This window comes from Sediminibacterium sp., assembly GCF_030695065.1.
Classification (GTDB): domain Bacteria; phylum Bacteroidota; class Bacteroidia; order Chitinophagales; family Chitinophagaceae; genus Sediminibacterium.
This window is the reverse complement of record NZ_JAUYTR010000023.1, coordinates 643,740-661,243: the sequence shown is the minus strand read 5'-3', so window position 1 is coordinate 661,243 and position 17,504 is coordinate 643,740. Positions and strand designations below refer to the sequence as shown.

Sequence of the window (17,504 nt, the reverse complement as noted above, 5' to 3'; positions counted from 1 at the left end):
TATTAGCTTCGTTCAACTGCTCGTAACCAACGCTCTGGAATATCGTTGTTACAAGCAATCATATAATCTTTATAGCTGCAAGCTACATATTTGCCATCATGTAATTGCATCCACCACCTACCAGTTCTTTTGCTTTGCAAAAAGGAAGTCTCTACTTCAGCAAATGCCATGGTAAATTCATTAAATTCTGTTTTATTTTCAAGATCGGCCTCCTGCTTTCCCCTATGTATTCCATCAATAATATACCAAATCATATGTGCCTGTTGTATGGCAGTCATTTCGTGGGAATCATTGACAACATTGTATCCATATATTCCAATTGAGTTACAAATACTACTCATGCCTGCATATTGCATAAGTGTACATGCTTCTTCTCCATTTAATCCATTTGGAGTAACTCTATTTGATGGGGCATGTGCATATTGAATGGCTTCAATATCAAAACTTACTAGCTCACTATTCCTGATAGCAGGTTCCATTTCTTCAATTGCTTCTTTTACCCTGCCTACTCTATAACAATCGAAGCCTAACTTATTAATAGTTTCCAGCATATTTGGATGCATGAAATAGCTTTGGAAAGCCATATGCGTATAGTGCCTTAAGTGATTAGGAATGCCTGTAAACATGTCTACTAAAAACATATCAGCGGGTTCTAGGCTATCCATGTCTAAGTTTATTCTAGCATCCACTGTTACTGCATCAATAATTTTATTCAGTGAGCCGTATGCTGCATATTGCGGGGTGGTGATATCGTGTGAACCTCCTAGAATCAATACTTTTTTGCCCATCTGCAACAATTCACTTACTACCATCCTAACTGCAGCGTAACTATCTGGTAAGCTTGCGCCAATTTTGATATTACCTAAATCGGCTACGGTAACTTCAGTATGCCAATAATACAATTTGTAAAACTGCGCTCTCACTTTATTGGGAGCATCAGTATTGGTGTATTGCATACCCATACCCCTCATTTCACCACATCCTACTATTACTAAATCGGCATCGGATATATCTGGCAACTCTTCCTCATGTACCAAAATATGTTTACCAATTTGGGTGTCTTTAAAACCCTCATCATTAGAAATTTCAGCAAGGTTAATGGGTTCAAGAAAGTCAAGTAAAGATGCTAGAGACATGGGCACGATTTTGTACCCCTCATAACGAATAAGTAACTAGGATTATTGCAATTAAGCCTTAGTCTGTGTATTTATACCCAACACCTCTTACAGAATGAAAGTATACCGGATTACGACTATCTTCTTCAAAGTATTTTCGGAAGCTTAAAATGAAATTATCAATAGTACGAGTAGTTGGATAAACATTGTACCCCCAAACTACTTGTAGAATTTTTTCTCTGGTTACTACTTCTCCTCTATTTTCTATTAAAAGCTTCAGCAACATGGCTTCCTTCTTACTCAAATCAACCCTTAATCCGTTCCATGTGATGGCGTCCTGTGCTTTAAAGTCTATTAGGTTTTTTCCAAATTGATAGTGGTCACCAATTGACTCCTTTACTTGTAGTCGTTTATTTTTCTCAATTAGTTTAGCTACCCTTATTAATAATTCATCTAGATTAAAGGGCTTGGTTAAATAATCATCAGCTCCTTTTTTTAAGCCTAGTACTTTATCTGCAGGTGCATTTTTTGCACTCAACATTAAAATGGGAACTTCATTGTTATGAACACGAATACTTTCTGTAACACTAATGCCATCTAACTCTGGAAGCATCACATCCATAATAATTAAATCAAAGTAAGCATTTTCTACTTTCTTAAGGGCTTCATTTCCATCGAAAGCAGAGGTAACTTCATAGCCTTCCATTTCCAAATTCAACTTAAGTGCTTCGTGCAAATTAAGTTCATCTTCTACCACAAGTATATTGGCTTTTTCGGCTGTCATTATTGTTATTTGAATAGTACAGTAAAAATACTCCCGTTTGGCTGATTATCTGTCACAGAAATGTAGCCATTGTGGGTTTCCGCTATTTTTTTACACAAATAAAGTCCTAAACCAGTTCCCTGTGCTTTTCGGGTATTCTCGCTACCACTTCTATAGAACTTATCAAATACTTTTTTCTTTTCTTGATCTGCAATCCCTTGACCTAAATCTGCAATGGACAACACTGTTTTATTTGCCAAAAAAGTAAGCGATACATGAATAGGCATATTCTTTGGAGAATATTTCAAGGCGTTTTCTAAAAGATTGTTCACCAACATTTGTAACAAAAATGGGTCTCCTTGCATTAACCTGTTTTCTTCAATTGCTTCTGTAATAACTCTTTCTGGAAATCGGCTTTTGCAATCGTCAACACATGTTTCTACAACATCTGTAAGGTTAAGTTCTTGAAAGTTTACAGAATAGCCGCCAGCATCTAGTTGAGAAGTAAAAAGTATATTATTACAAAGTGTATTAAGTCTATTTGCTTCTTGCAATGTATTAGCAATCAATTTCTGTTGTTTGTCTTCTTCTAGTTTTCTTTTTTGTAAAGTTTCTAAATTTAGCTGTGCAACAGCAATTGGCGTTTTCAATTCGTGGGTAATGGCCATCATGAAATTTTGCTGCTGTGCGGAAAACTTCAACTGTCTTCTGGTAGCTCTGTAAACATAAACTGCTCCAACCAATATTAATGCTAAAAAAGTAATACCCTCGCCAATATATTGAGCCGTTTTTCGATTGCTCATATCTTGAATAGTAGTTAGCTTTTCAAGATAAAGAGGATCGTCTTTTAAGAGTTCCGATACCCGAATGGCAGTCATTACACCATTTTGTTTTTCAAGTGCAATAAACCACCATGCCAATGCGGCAATCATATATAAAAGCAGAAACCAATAAACAAAAGTTACTACAGCTAATTTGGGTGGTTTAAGCGTTCTCATTTTGCAATTTTTTCTACCCTGATTCCTGCATTTAAAATATGTGGCAGCGGGTCTTCACGCATGGCTTGTTGAATACCAAAGCTATAATTGCCTGCCCTTAGCTTTAAAGGAGCTTGAGTTATTCTAATTCTATGATCAAAAATATCATCCATCCCTACACCTTGCCAACCTTTTTTATTATCAGCTAATCTTAAATTAAGTAATTGAGACTTAACAGTATCCCCAGGAGATTGGGTGGTAAATTTTACCCATAAATTATTGTATCTATATGCATCTTCATGACGAACCACAGCATAAATATGGTATAAGGAAACAGTATCGGTAATTGTAAACTTGAAAAAAGGTTTTGTAGAAGACTCCCAACTATGGGTTGGGAAAAAATGAGTCTTTTCAAAAACACCATTCGATTCACAACTAGTTAAAAGCAGTAAACTCAGGAAAATACCAATATAAATTCTCACATGAATTATTTTAGTAAAGATACATAAGCAGTCATTATTATAGAACATTCAAAATCTGCTCTTTGGCTTTCTCTAATTCATCCTTCATTAAAATAACTGCTTTTTGCATATTGGCATCATATGCTTTGGAACCAGTTGTATTTATTTCGCGTCCAAATTCTTGTAAGATAAAAGAGAGTTTCTTCCCTTTTGAAATGCCCTCTTCCGCCAAAATGGTTCTAAAATAGGCACAATGGTTGTTTAACCGAACCTGCTCTTCACTGATATCAATTTTTTCAATGTAATAAATTAACTCTTGTTCAAGCCTATTAGGATCGTAGTTTTCTTTACCCACATTCTCTTCTAATACCTTCAATAACCCCTCTCTTATTTTTGTTCTTCTAAGCGGTTCTAATGTGGAGATTAATGCTTGCTGAGATTCAATATTATTTAGCCTTACCAACAAATCTGCTTCAATAGATTTACCCTCTTCTTTTCTATGATTATTCAATTGAGCAATTGCCTCTTTTAATAATTTCTCAAAACTAATCCACTCCGCCTCTGTAAGCATTTCTGTTGAAGGCGTAATTACATCGGGTAATTTTAAAATAGTACTTAAGATATCGCCTGTTTCTAAGCCCAACTCGTTCGCTAGTTGCGCAACTGGCTGAAAATAAGCTTTTGCTAAATCAGTATTAATGGTAACAGGTTTACTTGCACCATTCATTTTTATGGAAATATTGCACTCTACACTACCGCGTTGCAAACCCTCGTTTAAATTATTTCGTACTTCAAATTCATACGGCTTTAACAAAGAAGGGATATTCAATCTTAAATCAAATTGCTTACCATTCAATGATTTGATTTCAATCAAAAAGTTTTTATCAGCAATGGATTGTTCTGCTCTGCCGTAACCAGTCATTGAATATAGCATACTATAGTGTTTGAGTAAAAGTAAAGGAACATTGGCAGAAATACTAAAAATCGATTCCTATCCACTTACGCTTCTTTTTTTCGTACTTATCAAAATTAAACTGATACAGTTTTCCAGGCCTATGAGATACGTCTTGTTCCATTTCGTTGGTATCAATTAATAAGTCCATAGAAGCAAACTTTTTTCTAAAGTTTCTTCTGTCCATAGAAACACCTAAAATGGCTTCGTATAAATTTTGCAGCTCTCTTAACGAAAATTTATCTGGCAATAAGTTAAACCCTAATGGATGTTCCTGAATCCTTTTTTGCAACCAGCTATGGCATTCTTCTACTATTTCTAAATGGTCAAATGCCATTTCTTTTAATGTATCATAGTCGTACCAGTCTAATTCATTTTCATGAATATTAAGTGCGTGGTGTTGAATATTCAATAAGGAACAATAAGCTATTGTGATTACCCGACCACCCGGATGTCGGTCTGGTTTACCAAAAACTTTTACTTGGTCTAAAAAGACATTATTCATGCCTGTGCGCTCCTTTAGAATCCGATAAGCGGCATCGTCTAGGTCTTCATTATTTTTAACAAAGTCTCCCAATAATGATAGTTTTCCTTGAAAAAAAGCCAAATCGCTCTTAATCAACAATACTTTTAGCTTACTTTCCTCGAAGCCAAAAATGACACAGTCTACAGTTAGCGGTACTTTGGGATATGTATCCACTAAGTGATGTACCGCTTTAGCGGAATTTTTCTTCATATGGTCTTACATTTGGAGTATACTCCGGCAATTGCGTCGTTAATACACGAAGTTAAGGGTTGTGTGGTAATTTCTATCTTTACAGCTCAAGAACCATTTATGTATACTGTAGAAAAGATTGATGAATTAAAGGACCTCTTAAAATATCACGAACATCGTTATTATGTATTAAACAACCCACTTATTTCAGATTATGAGTACGACCAACTTTACCAGCAATTAATTAAGATTGAACAAGCCCATCCTGAACTAATTACCCCAGATTCCCCTTCTCAACGGGTTGGGAATAGCTTAAATCAAGGATTTGAAACAACGCCACACTTGGTTCCAATGCTTAGTCTAGACAATAGCTACAATGCAGAAGACCTTATAGATTTTGATAGAAAGGCGAGAGAATTAACAAAAGAAAATGAAATTGAATATTGTGTTGAGCCAAAATTTGATGGCGCTAGTATTTCCTTAATTTATGAAAACGACTTATTAATTAAAGCTATTACCCGAGGAGACGGGGTTGCTGGTGAAAACATTACTCCAAATATTCGTCAGATAAAATCAATACCCTTATCTGCCCCATTCTCAAGTAAAGGCATACATCAAATAGAAATAAGAGGGGAAGTGATTTTAAGTAAAGCTGCTTTTGAAAAATACAATCAAAAATTAATGGAACAAGGGTTACCTGGTTTGGCCAACCCTAGAAATGCAGCTTCAGGAAGCCTTCGAATGAAAGATCCCAAAGAAGTAGCAGAAAGAAATTTAGATGCATTTTTATACCATGTTAGTTATGTTACCTATAAAACAGCTATACATTCCCCAGAACTAAATAACCATGCAGGCAGTTTAGACTTATTATGGGATATGGGTTTCAGGTCTCCCAAAGAAGAAAAGAAAGTAGTTAAAGGCATCCAAGGTGTTATTGATTATTGTTTAGCCTACGAAGCCAAAAGAGACGAGCTCCCTTATGAAATTGATGGCATGGTCATTAAAGTAAACAACATTCAACAACAAGAAAAAATGGGAATGACTTCCCATCATCCCAGATGGGCCATCGCGTTTAAGTTTAAAGCAAGACAAGCAACTACCACCTTATTAGACGTAGAATTTCAGGTAGGAAGAACTGGGGCAGTTACCCCTGTAGCAAAACTAAAACCAGTATTTTTAGGAGGAGTTACAGTATCCAGTATTTCTATACACAACGAAGATTATATACAACAAAAGGATTTAAAAAAAGGAGATCAGGTTTTAATTGAAAGAGCAGGAGATGTAATACCTCAGATTGTAAAAAGTTTACCAGATATTAGAACTGGCAATGAAATTACCATTGTATTTCCAACAAATTGTCCTGTATGTAATAGTGAATTATTTAAAGAAGAAGGAGAAGCTGTTTGGAGGTGCATCAATATAGAATGCACTGCACAAGTAGTAGAAAAAATGGTCCACTTTGTAAGTAAGGATGCCATGGATATCAAAAGTTTCGGAGAAGCCAATATTCGAAAGTTTTATGAAATGGGTTTGCTAAAGGATATTCCAAGCATTTACCGATTAAACTTTAATGCACTCACACAATTGGAAGGTTTTGGGAAAAAATCGATTGAGAACTTGCAAATAGCCATTGAAGCAAGTAAACAACAACCACTCTACAGATTAATTTATGCACTTGGTATTCGATTCGTGGGTGAAACAACAGCTAAAACCTTAGCCAATGCTGTATCTCACTTATTAGAATTCAGCAACAAATCCGAAGAGGAGCTGTTACAATTAGAGGACGTAGGAATTAAGGTTGCTAAGAGTATTCAAGGATTTTTTGGAAATCCTCAGAATATTGCAATGCTGCAGGAATTAGCTGAACTAGGTCTTCAATTAGAAAACAGTAAAAAAGAAATTAATACAAGTGGAAATTTAATAGGCCAAAGTTTTTTATTTACTGGAACATTAGAACAACTAAAAAGATCACAAGCAGAGGCAATGGTAGAAGAAGCAGGTGGAAGCATATTAGGTGGGGTAAGCAGCAAATTAAACTATCTAGTAGTGGGTGCAGATGCTGGAAGCAAACTAGAAAAGGCTAAAAAAATAAATACCATTAAAATCATTACAGAACAAGAATTCATCAACCTGATTAATCCATAAAAATGTTAGATCCAAAAACCCTTCAATTCTTAGCCAAATTAAAAAAGAATAATTCCAGAGAATGGTTTAACCAACATCGAGATAATTATGAAGCAGCAAAAGAAAACTTCATCGAATTAGTCAATCAAATTTTAGCAAATACCAGTCAATTCGACCAAGACTTAAGCTTGCTCACCTATAAGGATTGTATTTTCAGAATCAATAGAGATGTACGATTCAGTAAAAACAAAGACCCATATAAAAATAATATGGCAGCTTATTTTGTAAAAGGTGGAAAAAAGTCTTGGCTAGCAGGCTATTATTTTCATTGCGAACCAGGGGGCAAAAGCTTTATTGGAGGCGGGTTGTATGGCGGCGAACCAAATCAAATAAAAAAAGTAAGGCAAGAAATTGACTACAATTGGTCAGCGTTTAAAGGCATTTTAGAAAATAAATCATTTAAGAAAACCTTTGGAGACCTTTCAAGAGAAGAGGGTATGTCTTTAATAAGAGAACCTAAGGGATATGAAAAAGACAATCCTGCAATTGACTACATTAAATTAAAAAATTTTATTGTTTCCGTACCAGTAACGGATGAAGAACTCACCGATAAAAAATTAATCAAAAAGATCATCACTTGCTTTACCGCAATGCAACCCTTATTACAATTTTTAAACACAGCAATGGAAGATTAATCTATTACAAAGGGTTATTGCCATTTATTTAATCACTGTTTTATATTTGACAACCGCATAACTATTGATTTTCTTAAACTTCAGTTGTTCGTTTTTAACGCTCACCTGAATATATTCTTTAAACAAACCCTTGGTATCATTGAAGCCAATAATACAGTCTAGAGAAGACTTTCCTGGTTTTATAGAAACGACTGGATCAATACCAAAATTGGGAATCGTTATCATTTCAGTTGCCCTGATTTCTTTGTATTGTATTTGAACCTTATATTCAAAGGTCTTGGCAGTTTCATAAATATTCACTGCAAATTTCCAATTATTTACATTACCTATTCCATCATCAATAGGCAAAGCGTAAGCTGCAATTGGTTTTTTAGATGGAAGTTCCCTATTCTCAGAAACAGTTGGCACTTTAATTACCACGCTATCCACTTTTGTTTCATTTTGCTTGTTTTCAATACCAGTACAACTGATGCCCAAAATCAATAAAATAAAATATACAATTGCTCTCATTAAAAAAATATTGTACTCAATTTATTAAATAATTCAATATCGAATAACGTCTCCAACTGATTCATCTGTTAAGAGTTTTTTGAGGATAGGGTGTTCCATTACTTTTGCATATTCCATCCATTTCCCGTTTACTTTTATTTTCCTTGCCACCAAACGAATGCCATGACTATAATCTACATACCAGTTAATATGCCCAGTATATAAGGGTTGTATGGGTTGTCCATTAAGCATATGCCATCCATAAATGGCCACTCTATTTGTTTTAGAAGACCTTGTAATGAGATCACTAATTACCACATCTTTTTTAATGCCTGCAATCAATCCCTTTTGTTGCTTGCGCTGCCCTTCAATAATTAAATGATGCTGCCACATAGTTATAGTACTGTCGCGATGAATATACATGGGCATTGGAGTAAGTTTTACTACTGCATTTTCATAGATATCATTCACCATTTTACGTGTAGGCAAAAAACATTTCAAACTATCTGCAATCAACTGAGCCGCAATAGGAGTAAGTGGAATTCGGGCCCAATTGTTACTGTTGCCTACACTAAGGTAATCGGGCATAACATAATAAGTTGCCCGATTTACCTTTCCCGTAGCAGAGTCTATTGCTGATACATTGATGGGAATTAATTTCAAAAGAAATGTTGGAACATTTCCTGCAAGTATTTCTTTCACAGCAAATGAATCACGTTGCTTCCATTGCATACGAAGCGCATCTATATAAAACTGTTCGCCTGTTTTTTTTGATATTGCTGATTTATTTAATGGCAAGTACAACTGACGTTTGCATCCAATGCATCCAACCATGAACAGCAATAATATCAATTGAATTATTCTCATCAAATAAATTGTGTATTACAATAACCCATTTGCCAACATATACTCTGCAATTTGCACTGCGTTAGTTGCGGCTCCCTTTCTTAGGTTATCACTTACAATCCACATATTCAAAGTTTTGTCTTGAGATTCATCTCTTCTGATTCTACCAACAAAAACTTCATCTTTTTCATGCGCCCACAGTGGCATTGGATAAATTTGATTAGGCAAGTCGTCTTGAACCACTACTCCTGGTGCAGCAGCCAATAAACTTTTTACTTCATTTACCGTAAAGTCATTTTCAAATTCAATATTCACGCTTTCACTATGACCGCCCACTACTGGAATACGAACCGTTGTTGCAGTAACACGTATTGAATTGTCTTGCATAATTTTATTGGTTTCCAATACCATTTTCATTTCTTCCTTGGTGTATCCATTATCTAAGAACACATCAATTTGAGGAATTACATTCAAATCAATGGGATATTTGTACGCCATTTCTCCTTCTACTGCTTTGCGCTCATTAAACAGTTGGTCTACTGCTTTTTTACCTGTACCCGTAACACTTTGATAAGTGCTAACCACCACGCGTTTAATTTTATACTTTAAATGTAATGGCTGTAATGCAACCACCATCTGAATGGTAGAGCAATTGGGATTAGCAATAATATAATCTTCATTGGTAAGAACAGAAGCATTCACTTCAGGTACCACTAATTTTTTAGTAGGGTCCATTCTCCATGCAGATGAATTATCAATCACCCTAATTCCGGCTGCCGCATATTGTGGAGCCCACTCAAGAGAAGTACCACCTCCGGCAGAAAATATAGCTACAGCAGGTTTTGCAGCAATTCCATCCGCCATACTAACTACTTTATATGCTTTACCTTTAAAGCTCACTTCCTTACCTACTGATCTTTCTGAAGCCACCGGGACTATTTCAGTAACCGGAAAATTTCTTTCTGCTAATACCTGCAACATTTTGGTTCCAACTAATCCTGTTGCGCCTACTACTGCTACTTTCATTTTGTTCCCCCCTGTCTCCTTTTTGGAGTTTTAGTGTTAAATAAAAAGGCCTCCCAAATTTGGAAGGCCCGTTAATATGAATCAGTTAAAAACATACAAACACCTTCCGCCTAGCGTGGTTTTTTGTTACGTTTTATATTTTTAATCATTGTCATCTAGAAACGAATATACTAGCTTTCAATTAATTTCCCAACTGAATATCAAAATTGACCAACTGTACAAATTCGTCTAATCTTGAATCAATATCTGCTTTATTAATTTCTCTTAAACGTTGTGTACCAAATTTCTCTACGCAAAAAGAAGCCATTGCACTACCTACAATAATAGCGGTCTTCATATTTTCAAATGAAATGTCTTTGGTTTTTGCAATATGACCAATAAAGCCACCAGCAAATGTATCTCCCGCACCAGTTGGATCAAATACTTCTTCTAAAGGCAATGCGGGCGCAAAGAATACTTTATTGCCATGAAATAATAATGCACCATGCTCCCCTTTCTTAATAATTAAATATTTAGGGCCCATCTGCATAATTTTCGCAGCTGCTTTTACTAAAGAATATTCACCACTTAACTCACGTGCTTCACTATCATTCACCATCAATAAGTCTACCATTGCTAAAGTTTGCTTTAGATCGTCCATAGCAATTTCCATCCAGAAATTCATGGTATCCATCACAATCAACTTTGGTCTGGTTTTTAATTGCTCAATAACACTTCTTTGTACGGAGGGAGCAAGGTTGCCGAGCATTAAGAACTCGCAGTCTTGGTAACTATCTGGAACCACGGGCTCAAAACTTCCTAATACATTTAACTGTGTGTCTAATGTATCACGGGTATTCATGTCCATATGGTAACGACCACTCCAAAAAAAGGTCTTCTCGTCTTTTTTAATTTGTACTCCTTCTAAGTCTACTCCACGCTCTGTAAGGATGTCTAGCTCTGCCTGAGGAAAATCTCCCCCTACAACAGAAATTTGCTTAACCGGGGTATAATTAGAAGCGCACCAGGCAATATAAGTTCCTGCACCACCAATAATTTTATCGCTTTTCCCAAAGGGAGTTTCAATGGCATCAAACGCCATAGATCCAACAACTACTAAAGACATATATTGATTTTATGATAAGGCAGCGAAATTAATGGTTTATCGGATAACCCAAGCCAAATGGGGCAAAAGCATTAAAAAACTAACAAAACTAGATTAATTGACTATTTTCTTTGCTAACATATGTTAGTATATTATCTTCGTACCATGGCCAGAATAAAAATAGAAAAGAATAGTAGCAGGAAAGATGTTATTGTTAGCAAAGCAGCTTCTTTATTTAGAGAAAAGGGATTTAAAGCAGCCAGCATGCGCGACCTAGCAGAAGCGGTGGGTGTAGAAGCAGCAAGCTTGTATAACCATATTAAATCAAAAACAGAGTTATTACACGAATTGTGTTTTGGAGTTGCCAACCGATTCATGCAGCATATGGATGAAGTAGAATCTAAAAAAACAAACTCTATAACAAAAGTGGAAGAGCTGGTTCGCTTTCATATTAACGAAATGGTGAAACATTATGAAGAAGTGTATGTAAGTGATAGAGAATGGAAGCATCTATCGGACCCTTACCTTTCTAATTTTCAGAATCAACGAAGAATGTATCGAAAAAGATTCGCAGCAATTATAGAAACGGGTATTAGAAACAAGGAAATAAAATTGATTGATGCTCCCACAGCAGTGTTGATTATACTTCATGCCATCAGTGGTATTGAAAGTTGGCATAGATCTACCCAAAAAATTAACGCAGAAGAATTAACCAATAATATGATTACCATTTTAGTGGGAGGATTAAAGAATGTCTAAGTTTGAAACTGTAACTGTTAAAGAAGTAAGAAAAGAAACTGCAGACTGCGTTTCAATTGCGTTTGATATACCTATTGCGCTACAAACTGCATTTGCCTTTAAACAAGGCCAATACATCACCATTAAGACTCCAATTAATGGAGAAGAAATAAGAAGATCTTATTCAATTTGCAGCAGCCCTTTAGATAATGAATTAAGGGTAGCGGTAAAAAAAGTTCCTGGAGGAATTTTTTCTACTTGGGCCAACGAAGAATTGAAAGCAGGCATTCAATTAGAATTGATGCCGCCGTTGGGTAAATTCTATACAGAATTAAATGCCGATAACAAAAAACAATACGTTGCATTTGCATCAGGGAGTGGCATTACTCCCATTTTATCGATTATCAAAACAACCCTATTAACCGAGCCACTCAGCCACTTCACCTTAGTTTACGGAAACAGGAATAGGCATAGCATTATTTTTAAAGAAGCATTGGAATCGCTCAAGAATAAATTCATGGGCCAATTCAGCATTGTATATATTTTATCTAGAGAAAAAACAGATGCACCCATTCATTTTGGTAGAATAGACCATGAAAAGTTTCAACAACTTTGTAATACCATTCTACAACCTGCTAGCATTGATGAATACTTTTTGTGTGGCCCCGAAGAAATGATTTTTGGTGTTAAAAAAGCGTTAGAAGAAAGCGGAGTAGAAAACAAAAAAATTCATTTTGAATTATTTACTACGGGTGCTAAAATAAAAAAAGCAACTAGCCAAATTTCAAGCACTAAAAAAGAAGTAAAAAGCCATATCACTGTAAAACAAGATGGCATAACTTTTGAATTTGATTTAGGGTTTGAAGGAGAAAGTATCTTAGATGCAGCACTAAAACACGGAGCCGATTTACCCTTTGCTTGTAAAGGAGGTGTATGTTGTACCTGCAAGGCTAAATTGGTAGAAGGCGAAGTAGATATGGATGTGAATTATGGATTAGAGCAGGAAGAAATTGAACATGGTTTTATATTAACCTGTCAGTCTCATCCACGCACAGAAAAAGTATTAATTGATTTTGATGTTAAATAACCAATAATTATGGAACAAGCATTTGAACAAATCTTTCAAGACAAGATTGATCGTGAAGTAAGAATTGAGCCAAAAGACTGGATGCCAGAAAAATACAGGCAAACATTAATTAGACAGATTAGTCAACATGCGCATAGTGAAATCATTGGTATGTTGCCCGAGGGTAATTGGATTACCAGGGCCCCATCATTGCGCAGAAAAGCCATTTTAATTGCTAAAGTTCAAGACGAAGCAGGACATGGTTTGTACTTATACAGTGCTGCTGAAACATTGGGCATTAGCAGAGACCAGATGTATGATCAATTGCATACTGGAAAAGCAAAATACTCATCCATCTTTAATTACCCCACCCTTAGTTGGGCAGATATGGGTGTAGTAGGTTGGTTGGTAGATGGTGCAGCCATCATGAACCAAGTGCCTTTGTGCAGAAGCAGTTTTGGACCTTATGCAAGAGCCATGGTACGCGTTTGTAAAGAAGAAAGTTTTCATCAACGCCAAGGATTTGAAATACTATATGTATTAAGTAAGGGTACCGAAGCACAACGGAAAATGGCTCAAGATGCTATCAATAGATGGTGGTGGCCTAGCTTAATGATGTTTGGTCCTAAAGACGACGAAAGCCCCAACAGCATTCAAAGTATGAAATGGAAAATCAAACGTTTTAGCAACGACGAACTCAGACAAAAATTTGTAGACGTTTGTGCAGAGCAAGTAAAAGTATTGGGCTTTACACTACCAGATAAAGATTTAAAATGGAATGAAGAAAGAGGCCATTACGATTTCGGGCCAATTAACTGGGATGAGTTTTGGCAAGTAGTGCAAGGCAATGGACCATGTAATAAAGAACGATTAGATGCGCGCAAAAAAGCATGGGAGGAAGGTGCTTGGGTTAGAGATGCTGCATTAGCTTATGCCAATAAAAAAGCCAAACAAAAACAAGTTGCTGCTTAACCTTAAAACGAATCAATATGAGCTTTCAAATAAATAAACTTTATTACGGCGACTACGGTGAAAGTAAAAACGGAGCAGCCGATATTTCAACCACACAACAAAACATTGCTGAATGGCCTTTATGGGAAGTATTCATCAGAAGCAAACAAGGCTTAGATCATAAGCATGCAGGAAGCTTGCACGCTGCAGATGCAGCAATGGCCATTGAAAATGCCAGAGATGTTTATACAAGAAGAATGGAGGGAGTTAGTCTTTGGGTAGTAGAGAGTAAATACATACATGCAAGCAATCCAGACGAAGCCGGATCCTTATATGATCCAGCCAATGATAAAGCATATAGACATCCCACTTTTTATGATTTACCAGAGGAAGTAAAATACATGTAATGGCGACTATGAAAAACGAGATTGATTTTTTACTTCACTTAGCAGACAATGCATTAATTATTGGGCATCGCAATAGTGAATGGTGTGGACATGGTCCTATATTAGAACAAGATATTGCCATCACCAATATTGCTTTAGACTATATTGGCCAGGCTAGAAATTTTTATCAGCACGCAGCCCAACTCATTAATCAGCACCCTACAGATATAACTATAAATCAAACTGGAAACAATATGGTGTTGCCTGCAACAGAAGACAGTTTGGCTTATTTAAGAGATGTGCGTGAGTTCAAGAATTTATTGATTACAGAAATACCCAATGGAGATTGGGCATATACCACCCTACGATTATATTTATTAAGTGAATTTGAATTGCAATTGTTTACACAATTATTGCAACACACCGATGCGCAAGTGGCAGCTATTGCAGAGAAATCAATAAAAGAAGTCAGCTACCATGTAAAATGGAGTCAAGATTGGGTACTAAGATTGGGTGATGGAACTGAAGAAAGTAAACAAAGAATGCAAGTGGCTATTGAAGCTATTTGGGCTTACACAGGTGAGCTTTTTATACAACCAGACTATGCTACAGCGGCCTGTTTAAATTATGCAGCTATTCAAGCTGCATGGAACAAAAAAGTTTCAGCTGTTTTTGAAGAAGCAGGACTAAACATTCCTTCGAAAACATTTGTACAAAAAGGAGGCCCAGATGGAATGCATACAGAACACCTTGGATATATTTTAGCAGAAATGCAATACTTACAAAGAGCATACCCCAATAGCGAATGGTAAACAATACAATTGCCACCAATGCCATCTGGAAAATTCTGGAAACTGTTAAAGATCCAGAAGTGCCTGTATTGTCTGTAGTAGATTTAGGGGTGATTAGGGCTGTTGAATTAGAAGAACAGCAAGTAAGGGTTACCATCACACCTACTTACACTGGTTGCCCAGCAATGGACATGATATCGATGCATATTAAAATGGCATTGAATGCTGCAGGCTACCAAACGACAATTCAAACTATTTTATCTCCTGCATGGACTACCGATTGGATGACCGAAAATGGGAAACAGCAATTAAAAGCATACGGCATTGCTCCTCCTATTGGAAAAAGTTTTGACCAAACCTATTTAGACAATTTAATAGTGCCTTGTCCGCAGTGCAATTCTACTCATACTGTATTAGTATCACAATTTGGAAGTACTGCTTGCAAGGCTTTGTATAAATGCGAAGAGTGCAAAGAGCCCTTCGACTATTTTAAATGTCATTAATTCATTTTTATGGACTCAATATTATTTACCATTGAATCAGGTGTTGCTTTTATTACCATGAACAGACCCGATAAATTGAATTCTTTTAACAGAGCAATGGCTTTGCAATTGCAAACCATTTTAGACCAATGCGCCATTGATGAAAACATCAGAGCCATTTATTTAACTGGCGCAGGAAAAGGATTTTGTGCAGGACAAGATTTGGCAGAAGTGGTAGATCCAGAAGGACCAGGAATGCAGCGGATTCTAAGTGAGCATTACAATCCTATAGTACAAAGACTTAGAGATATAGCAAAGCCGGTAGTAGCAGCAGTAAATGGCGTTGCCGCAGGTGCAGGCGCTAATATTGCTTTTGCTTGTGATGTAGTAGTCAGTAAATCTTCTGCTTCTTTTATTCAAGCATTTTCTAAAATTGGATTGATTCCAGATAGTGGTGGAACGTATACCTTACCTAGACTGATTGGTTTTCAAAGAGCCAGTGCACTCATGTTACTGGGTGATAAAGTAACTGCAGCAGATGCTTTGCAAATGGGCATGTTATACAAAGTTTTTGAAGACGAATCTTTTGAAACAGAGAGTAAAAAATTGGCCCTGCAGTTGGCACAAATGCCTACCAAAGCATTGGGGTATATTAAAGAAGCACTCAATGCTTCTGCTACCAATGATATCACTGCACAACTAGCATTAGAAGATGGCTTACAACAAAAAGCAGCAGCCACTGCAGATTTTAAAGAAGGCGTAGATGCATTCTTAGCTAAAAGAGCGCCTCAATACAAAGGACAATAACCTTAAAATTTTTACCATGACACCACAATATATTGTTGATGAAATAATGAAAGCAGATTTGTTTTCGCAGTGGTTAGGAATAGAAGTGTTAGAAATAAAAGAAGGATATAGCAAAATAAAAATGCAAGTAAGACCCGAAATGTTGAATGGCTTAGGCATAGTGCATGGCGGCATTGCTTTTGCATTTTCGGATAGTGCATTTGCTTTTGCTTGCAATAACAGAAATAATTTATCGGTTGCATTAGATACGTCTATCAATTTTTTAAAACCTGTTCATGTAGGCGACACGTTGATTGCAGAAGCAAAAGAATTACACAATGGTAGATCAACAGGGTTGTATCAAATAACCATTTTGAATCAACACGAACAATTGGTGTCTATTTTTAAAGGCAACTGTTTTAGAACGGGCAAACCAGTTGTAAAAGCAACTATATGATATATTCATTTAAGGGATTTATACCGGTAGTACACGAAAGCTCGTTTGTTCATCCTCAAGCTGCTGTAACAGGCAATGTGATTATTGGAAAAAATGTTTACATAGGACCAGGTGCAGCTATCAGAGGTGATTGGGGTGCCATTATTATTGAAGACGGTTGTAATGTGCAAGAGAATTGTACCCTACATATGTTTCCAGGTACTACAGTATTACTTAAAGAAAATGCACATATTGGACATGGTGCAGTGATTCACGGAGCTATCATTGGTCGCAATTGTTTGGTTGGCATGAACTCCGTTATCATGGACAATGTAGTGCTCGAAGATGAATGTATTGTTGGTGCCATGAGTTTTATAAAGGCAGATGAACAATACCCTACTCGTTCGTTGATTGCAGGAAACCCGGCAAAAATAATTAAGCAAGTATCCGATGAAATGATTGCTTGGAAAACTAAGGGTACCCAATTATACCAGCAACTTCCCAAAGACATGCAAACATTTTCAGCAGAATGTGAACCTTTACAAAGTGTACCCGCAGATAGGCCCGAACAAGAAACGCTTTATGCAACCTGGAATACCTTGAAAAAGTAGCACAATTTGC

21 protein-coding genes are annotated in these 17,504 nt (G+C 36.3%); 11 read left to right on the top strand and 10 right to left on the bottom strand.

Annotated elements, in window-relative coordinates; genetic code table 11:
• Positions 1–2: 2 nt before the first annotated feature.
• The 6 genes from Q8S25_RS13710 to Q8S25_RS13685 are packed head-to-tail and all read right to left on the bottom strand — an operon-like array spanning position 3 to position 5,004.
• Complete coding sequence (locus Q8S25_RS13710; protein WP_305538699.1) at positions 3–1,136, bottom strand: arginase family protein; 1,134 nt, start codon at positions 1,134–1,136, stop codon at positions 3–5.
• Between the two features lie 58 nt (positions 1,137–1,194).
• Positions 1,195–1,899, bottom strand: coding sequence for a response regulator transcription factor (locus Q8S25_RS13705; protein WP_305538698.1), 705 nt, complete (start codon positions 1,897–1,899; stop codon positions 1,195–1,197).
• A 5-nt stretch (positions 1,900–1,904) separates the two neighbouring features.
• Complete coding sequence (locus Q8S25_RS13700) at positions 1,905–2,876, bottom strand: sensor histidine kinase KdpD (RefSeq protein ID WP_305538697.1); 972 nt, start codon at positions 2,874–2,876, stop codon at positions 1,905–1,907.
• Positions 2,873–3,337 (bottom strand): gliding motility lipoprotein GldH, encoded by a 465-nt coding sequence (locus Q8S25_RS13695; RefSeq protein ID WP_305538696.1) that lies wholly within the window; start codon positions 3,335–3,337, stop codon positions 2,873–2,875. The genes Q8S25_RS13700 and Q8S25_RS13695 overlap by 4 nt, the downstream gene beginning before the upstream one ends.
• A 37-nt stretch (positions 3,338–3,374) precedes the next feature.
• Positions 3,375–4,250 (bottom strand): YicC/YloC family endoribonuclease, encoded by an 876-nt coding sequence (locus Q8S25_RS13690; RefSeq protein ID WP_305538695.1) that lies wholly within the window; start codon positions 4,248–4,250, stop codon positions 3,375–3,377.
• A 43-nt stretch (positions 4,251–4,293) separates the two neighbouring features.
• Positions 4,294–5,004, bottom strand: a complete 711-nt coding sequence (locus Q8S25_RS13685; protein WP_305538694.1) for an NUDIX domain-containing protein — start codon at positions 5,002–5,004, stop codon at positions 4,294–4,296.
• Between Q8S25_RS13685 and ligA the strand changes: the two genes are divergently transcribed.
• Together ligA and Q8S25_RS13675 are read left to right on the top strand one after the other, a co-directional pair.
• Entirely contained in the window at positions 5,005–7,128 is a 2,124-nt protein-coding gene (gene ligA / locus Q8S25_RS13680; RefSeq protein WP_305538693.1) for an NAD-dependent DNA ligase LigA, read from the top strand.
• Between the two features lie 2 nt (positions 7,129–7,130).
• Positions 7,131–7,802: a DUF2461 domain-containing protein gene (locus Q8S25_RS13675; RefSeq protein WP_305538692.1), complete on the top strand. Its 672-nt coding sequence runs from the start codon at positions 7,131–7,133 to the stop codon at positions 7,800–7,802.
• A gap of 24 nt (positions 7,803–7,826) precedes the next feature.
• Here Q8S25_RS13675 and Q8S25_RS13670 read toward each other — a convergent pair whose 3' ends face one another.
• The 4 genes from Q8S25_RS13670 to Q8S25_RS13655 form a co-directional block, all read right to left on the bottom strand.
• The gene (locus Q8S25_RS13670) at positions 7,827–8,312 is read right to left on the bottom strand and encodes a hypothetical protein (RefSeq protein ID WP_305538691.1); all 486 of its coding nucleotides are present in this window, start codon (positions 8,310–8,312) and stop codon (positions 7,827–7,829) included.
• A gap of 33 nt (positions 8,313–8,345) precedes the next feature.
• A complete protein-coding gene (locus Q8S25_RS13665; protein ID WP_305538690.1) occupies positions 8,346–9,158 on the bottom strand; it encodes a hypothetical protein in 813 nt (270 codons plus the stop codon).
• Positions 9,159–9,173: 15 nt separating this feature from the next.
• A complete protein-coding gene (locus Q8S25_RS13660; RefSeq protein ID WP_305538689.1) occupies positions 9,174–10,163 on the bottom strand; it encodes an aspartate-semialdehyde dehydrogenase in 990 nt (329 codons plus the stop codon).
• Between the two features lie 181 nt (positions 10,164–10,344).
• Positions 10,345–11,268, bottom strand: coding sequence for a PfkB family carbohydrate kinase (locus Q8S25_RS13655; RefSeq protein ID WP_305538688.1), 924 nt, complete (start codon positions 11,266–11,268; stop codon positions 10,345–10,347).
• A 144-nt stretch (positions 11,269–11,412) separates the two neighbouring features.
• Between Q8S25_RS13655 and Q8S25_RS13650 the strand changes: the two genes are divergently transcribed.
• From Q8S25_RS13650 to Q8S25_RS13610, 9 genes are read left to right on the top strand one after another with little or no spacing between them, the layout of a single operon-like run.
• Positions 11,413–12,006 carry a TetR/AcrR family transcriptional regulator gene (locus Q8S25_RS13650; RefSeq protein ID WP_305538687.1) on the top strand — a complete coding sequence of 198 codons (594 nt, stop codon included), beginning with the start codon at positions 11,413–11,415 and terminating at the stop codon, positions 12,004–12,006.
• Positions 11,999–13,072 (top strand): 1,2-phenylacetyl-CoA epoxidase subunit PaaE, encoded by a 1,074-nt coding sequence (paaE, locus tag Q8S25_RS13645; protein WP_305538686.1) that lies wholly within the window; start codon positions 11,999–12,001, stop codon positions 13,070–13,072. The genes Q8S25_RS13650 and paaE overlap by 8 nt, the downstream gene beginning before the upstream one ends.
• Before the next feature lie 9 nt (positions 13,073–13,081).
• Entirely contained in the window at positions 13,082–14,023 is a 942-nt protein-coding gene (paaA, locus tag Q8S25_RS13640; RefSeq protein WP_305538685.1) for a 1,2-phenylacetyl-CoA epoxidase subunit PaaA, read from the top strand.
• Between the two features lie 17 nt (positions 14,024–14,040).
• Positions 14,041–14,409 carry a 1,2-phenylacetyl-CoA epoxidase subunit PaaB gene (gene paaB / locus Q8S25_RS13635; protein WP_371131615.1) on the top strand — a complete coding sequence of 123 codons (369 nt, stop codon included), beginning with the start codon at positions 14,041–14,043 and terminating at the stop codon, positions 14,407–14,409.
• Between the two features lie 8 nt (positions 14,410–14,417).
• Positions 14,418–15,200 (top strand): 1,2-phenylacetyl-CoA epoxidase subunit PaaC, encoded by a 783-nt coding sequence (paaC, locus tag Q8S25_RS13630; protein WP_305538684.1) that lies wholly within the window; start codon positions 14,418–14,420, stop codon positions 15,198–15,200.
• The gene (gene paaD, locus Q8S25_RS13625) at positions 15,194–15,682 is read left to right on the top strand and encodes a 1,2-phenylacetyl-CoA epoxidase subunit PaaD (protein ID WP_305538683.1); all 489 of its coding nucleotides are present in this window, start codon (positions 15,194–15,196) and stop codon (positions 15,680–15,682) included. The genes paaC and paaD overlap by 7 nt, the downstream gene beginning before the upstream one ends.
• Positions 15,683–15,691: 9 nt before the next feature.
• On the top strand, positions 15,692–16,468 hold the full coding sequence (locus Q8S25_RS13620; protein WP_305538682.1) for an enoyl-CoA hydratase-related protein: 777 nt from the start codon (positions 15,692–15,694) through the stop codon (positions 16,466–16,468).
• Positions 16,469–16,484: 16 nt separating this feature from the next.
• A complete protein-coding gene (paaI, locus tag Q8S25_RS13615; RefSeq protein WP_305538680.1) occupies positions 16,485–16,904 on the top strand; it encodes a hydroxyphenylacetyl-CoA thioesterase PaaI in 420 nt (139 codons plus the stop codon).
• The gene (locus Q8S25_RS13610) at positions 16,901–17,494 is read left to right on the top strand and encodes a transferase hexapeptide repeat family protein (RefSeq protein ID WP_305538678.1); all 594 of its coding nucleotides are present in this window, start codon (positions 16,901–16,903) and stop codon (positions 17,492–17,494) included. Before paaI ends, Q8S25_RS13610 begins: the two co-directional genes overlap by 4 nt.
• Positions 17,495–17,504: the final 10 nt, after the last annotated feature.

Excerpts from the sequence above, each read along its gene's own strand:
- Q8S25_RS13710 (WP_305538699.1), bottom strand. The coding sequence starts at position 1,136 with ATGTCTCTAGCATCTTTACTTGACTTTCTTGAACCCATTAACCTTGCT.
- Q8S25_RS13705 (WP_305538698.1), bottom strand. The coding sequence starts at position 1,899 with ATGACAGCCGAAAAAGCCAATATACTTGTGGTAGAAGATGAACTTAAT.
- Q8S25_RS13700 (WP_305538697.1), bottom strand. The coding sequence starts at position 2,876 with ATGAGAACGCTTAAACCACCCAAATTAGCTGTAGTAACTTTTGTTTAT.
- Q8S25_RS13690 (WP_305538695.1), bottom strand. The coding sequence starts at position 4,250 with ATGCTATATTCAATGACTGGTTACGGCAGAGCAGAACAATCCATTGCT.
- Q8S25_RS13685 (WP_305538694.1), bottom strand. The coding sequence starts at position 5,004 with ATGAAGAAAAATTCCGCTAAAGCGGTACATCACTTAGTGGATACATAT.
- ligA (WP_305538693.1), top strand. The coding sequence starts at position 5,005 with ATGGTCTTACATTTGGAGTATACTCCGGCAATTGCGTCGTTAATACAC.
- Q8S25_RS13675 (WP_305538692.1), top strand. The coding sequence starts at position 7,131 with ATGTTAGATCCAAAAACCCTTCAATTCTTAGCCAAATTAAAAAAGAAT.
- Q8S25_RS13670 (WP_305538691.1), bottom strand. The coding sequence starts at position 8,312 with ATGAGAGCAATTGTATATTTTATTTTATTGATTTTGGGCATCAGTTGT.
- Q8S25_RS13665 (WP_305538690.1), bottom strand. The coding sequence starts at position 9,158 with ATGAGAATAATTCAATTGATATTATTGCTGTTCATGGTTGGATGCATT.
- Q8S25_RS13660 (WP_305538689.1), bottom strand. The coding sequence starts at position 10,163 with ATGAAAGTAGCAGTAGTAGGCGCAACAGGATTAGTTGGAACCAAAATG.
- Q8S25_RS13655 (WP_305538688.1), bottom strand. The coding sequence starts at position 11,268 with ATGTCTTTAGTAGTTGTTGGATCTATGGCGTTTGATGCCATTGAAACT.
- Q8S25_RS13650 (WP_305538687.1), top strand. The coding sequence starts at position 11,413 with ATGGCCAGAATAAAAATAGAAAAGAATAGTAGCAGGAAAGATGTTATT.
- paaE (WP_305538686.1), top strand. The coding sequence starts at position 11,999 with ATGTCTAAGTTTGAAACTGTAACTGTTAAAGAAGTAAGAAAAGAAACT.
- paaA (WP_305538685.1), top strand. The coding sequence starts at position 13,082 with ATGGAACAAGCATTTGAACAAATCTTTCAAGACAAGATTGATCGTGAA.
- paaB (WP_371131615.1), top strand. The coding sequence starts at position 14,041 with ATGAGCTTTCAAATAAATAAACTTTATTACGGCGACTACGGTGAAAGT.
- paaC (WP_305538684.1), top strand. The coding sequence starts at position 14,418 with ATGAAAAACGAGATTGATTTTTTACTTCACTTAGCAGACAATGCATTA.
- paaD (WP_305538683.1), top strand. The coding sequence starts at position 15,194 with ATGGTAAACAATACAATTGCCACCAATGCCATCTGGAAAATTCTGGAA.
- Q8S25_RS13620 (WP_305538682.1), top strand. The coding sequence starts at position 15,692 with ATGGACTCAATATTATTTACCATTGAATCAGGTGTTGCTTTTATTACC.
- paaI (WP_305538680.1), top strand. The coding sequence starts at position 16,485 with ATGACACCACAATATATTGTTGATGAAATAATGAAAGCAGATTTGTTT.
- Q8S25_RS13610 (WP_305538678.1), top strand. The coding sequence starts at position 16,901 with ATGATATATTCATTTAAGGGATTTATACCGGTAGTACACGAAAGCTCG.